The organism is Streptomyces coryli, from assembly GCF_011044975.1.
Lineage (GTDB): Bacteria > Actinomycetota > Actinomycetes > Streptomycetales > Streptomycetaceae > Streptomyces > Streptomyces coryli.
The window spans coordinates 1-2,784 of the sequence record NZ_JAAKZV010000472.1 but is presented as its reverse complement, the minus strand read 5'-3'; the positions used below and the strand labels follow the sequence as shown (position 1 = coordinate 2,784).

The window sequence follows — 2,784 nt, the reverse complement described above, 5'->3', positions numbered from 1 at the left end:
CCCCCGCCCCCGCTCCATCGCCGCGGCAGGATCCTCAATCCCCGGCCCAGCGTCCGACACGAGCATGATCACCGCATTCCCCGCGTCATGAATATCCACCGAGAACGCCGTCCCCTCCGGCGTATGCCGGAAGACATTCCCGATCATCGAATCCAGCGCCGCCGCCATCTCCGACCGGCCCACCGGCACCCGGATCCCCCGCTCCACCCCGGCGATCCGCACCTCGCGGCACTCGTCCTCCGCCAGCGCCGACCAGAAGGCCATCCGCTCCTTGGTCACCTCGCTGATGTCACAACCAACCGCGGCAGCAGGCGCAGCAGAAGCCTCCTCACCCGAGTGCTGGTGCTGGTGCTGCGACCGCACATTCTTCTGCTCCCGCACAGCCGAGATGATCTCGTCCACCTCGCGCTCCAACTGCGCGACCGCCTGCCGAGTCTGCTCCGCAGACGGATTGTCACCGAGCGAGGCCGCGTTCAGCCGCAGCACCGTAAGCGGAGTACGCAACCGATGGGAGATATCCGCAGCAAGCTCCCGCTCACTCGCAAGAAGCTGAACCACCTGATCAGCCATCGAGTTGAAGGCAGCCGCAGCCGAACGCAACTCAGCAGGCCCGGACTCCTTCACCCGGACCTCCAGCTTGCCCTCCCCCAGCTCATGCGCCGCGCCGGCCAGCCGCTCCGCCGGCCGCACCATCCGCATCCCCAGCCGGTCCGCGACCGCCACCGAACCAATGATCAGCCCAAGCCCCACCCCGGCGAGGACGGCCCACGACGTCGCCACGCCATTCGTCAGCTCACCGTCCGGGACAAAGATCTCAACAACCGCCACCCGCCCCGAATCCACCGCCGTCGGCTGCAGGAAGGCATGGCCACCCACGGCCGGCACCAGCCGCGCCCGCCCGGACTTGGAGACGTCGGTCACATCACCCCGACTGGCCCGCGGCTGACCGATGTCGACGTCGTCGGCGCGCCGCTCGTTGCCAGGCACGTAGACGGCGATACGCCCCTCCGCCCCAGCCTCCGTGGCACCCACGGCCCGTTCCAGCTCATCAGGATCGGTAGTAATCGCCAGCGCCGGACCCACAGCAGACGCCTGGCGCTCAGCAGCCGTCAGGGCGCGATCGCGGGCCATCTCCTTCACCACGAGGCCGAGCGGCACGGCGAAGGCGACCACGACCATCGCCGTGACCGCCAGACATACCTTGACCAGGGCCCATCTCATGCGTCGGCCTCGCTCACTGGGGCGGCTCCAGCTTCACTCCGACACCGCGCAGCGTGTGCAGATAGCGCGGCTTGGCGGCCGTCTCGCCGAGCTTGCGGCGCAGCCAGGACAGGTGGACGTCGATGGTCTGGTCGTCGCCGTACGACTGGCGCCAGACCTCGGCGAGCAGCTCCTTGCGCGGGACGACGACGCCGGGGCGCTGGGCCAGGAAGGCCAGCAGGTCGAATTCGCGGCGGGTGAGGTCCAGCGCGGTGCCGTCGAGCTCGGCCTGGCGGCGGAGCGGGTCGACCGTCAGGCCGCCGACGCGGAGGACGCGCTCAGGGGGTCCGGCCTCGGTGCGGGCCTGGGAGCGGCGGAGGACGGCGGAGAGGCGGGCGGAGAGGTGCTCGACTGAGAAGGGCTTGACGAGGTAGTCGTCGGCGCCGTCGTTCAGAAGCCGGACGATCTCGGTCTCGTCGTCTCTCGCGGTGGCGATGATCACAGGCACGTCGGTGATTCCACGCAGCATTTTGAGCGCCTCGGAGCCGTCGAGATCGGGCAGACCGAGGTCCAGAATGACCACATCGAACTTGTAATGCGCCACCTCGCGCAGCGCCTCCAGCGCCGTGCCGACGCTACGGACCGTATGGGACGCCTCGCTCAGGTGCCTGATCAGCGCCGAACGCACAAACTGGTCGTCCTCGACCACGAGCACACTTGCCATGAGCGGCAACGTACGCCAAATGAGCGTCCCGAGTCTCCCCTGTTGACGCGCGCGGGTGGCGGAGGGTAGTGCAGCGGGCGCACGTTGGCTCGTACTTGTCGCTGGTGGTACACGGAAGTGGTACGTGCGGCAGTATGTGCCCGATGCATCGACGACTGGTTACCGCTGCGGCTTGGACGCTGGCGACCCTGGGAGCGGTCACGCTCTCCTGGTTCGGCGTCCATACGGTGCTGTCCAATACCGCGTATCCGCAGCGCACGCTGCCGCTGTCGGAGTCGGGAGAGTCCTCTGGCGAGGGCGACGGCGCGGGCTCCAAGCTGCCGGCGGACAAGTCCAGAGCGCCCGCGGACGACGACGACCGCGGGTCGTCCCCGCGCGATACGCCCAGCGGCACGCCGGAGAAGCGGAAGCCGTCGCCGTCCCCCTCGTCGTCGTCGCCGTCGGACGGCGGCTCCACATCGAACGCGGGCAGCAGCAGCAAGAAGCCCGGCGGCTCCTCCTCGACGGTGAAGACCTACTCGGTGTCGGGCGGCCGCGCGTCCTTCGCGATGTACTCCGACCACGCCGAGCTGGTCTCCGCCACCCCGAACTCGGGCTGGGCCATGCAGACCTGGAAGTCGGAGGAGTGGATCCGCGTCGACTTCTCCAAGGGTGACAAACGCAACATGATCTTCTGCCGCTGGGACGAAAGCGGCGCCCCGGTGGTGGAGACGGACGAGAACGCCTCTTAGCGAGCGTCCCTAGCGGGCGTCCCTCACTTGAACACCCCCGGCGGCGGCAGCGGCGACTCCGTCGCCGTGGCATCCGTCGCCGGCCGCGCGCCCGCCATGAAGACCGTCAGATCCCGCCCCGCCAGCACC

3 protein-coding genes are annotated in these 2,784 nt (G+C 69.1%); 1 reads left to right on the top strand and 2 read right to left on the bottom strand.

All coding sequences use genetic code 11. The annotated features are described in order from the left end of the window. Window positions 1-1,221: sensor histidine kinase (locus G5C51_RS41365; RefSeq protein ID WP_165246004.1), on the bottom strand; the 1,221-nt coding region annotated here is incomplete at its 3' end. 13 nt (window positions 1,222-1,234) lie between these two features. Further along, window positions 1,235-1,924, bottom strand: a complete 690-nt coding sequence (locus G5C51_RS41360; protein WP_165246002.1) for a response regulator transcription factor — start codon at window positions 1,922-1,924, stop codon at window positions 1,235-1,237. 143 nt (window positions 1,925-2,067) lie between these two features. On the opposite strand from G5C51_RS41360, the gene G5C51_RS41355 reads away from it, so the two are divergent. Beyond that, complete coding sequence (locus G5C51_RS41355; protein WP_165246000.1) at window positions 2,068-2,655, top strand: hypothetical protein; 588 nt, start codon at window positions 2,068-2,070, stop codon at window positions 2,653-2,655. The last annotated feature ends 129 nt before the right edge of the window (window positions 2,656-2,784 follow it).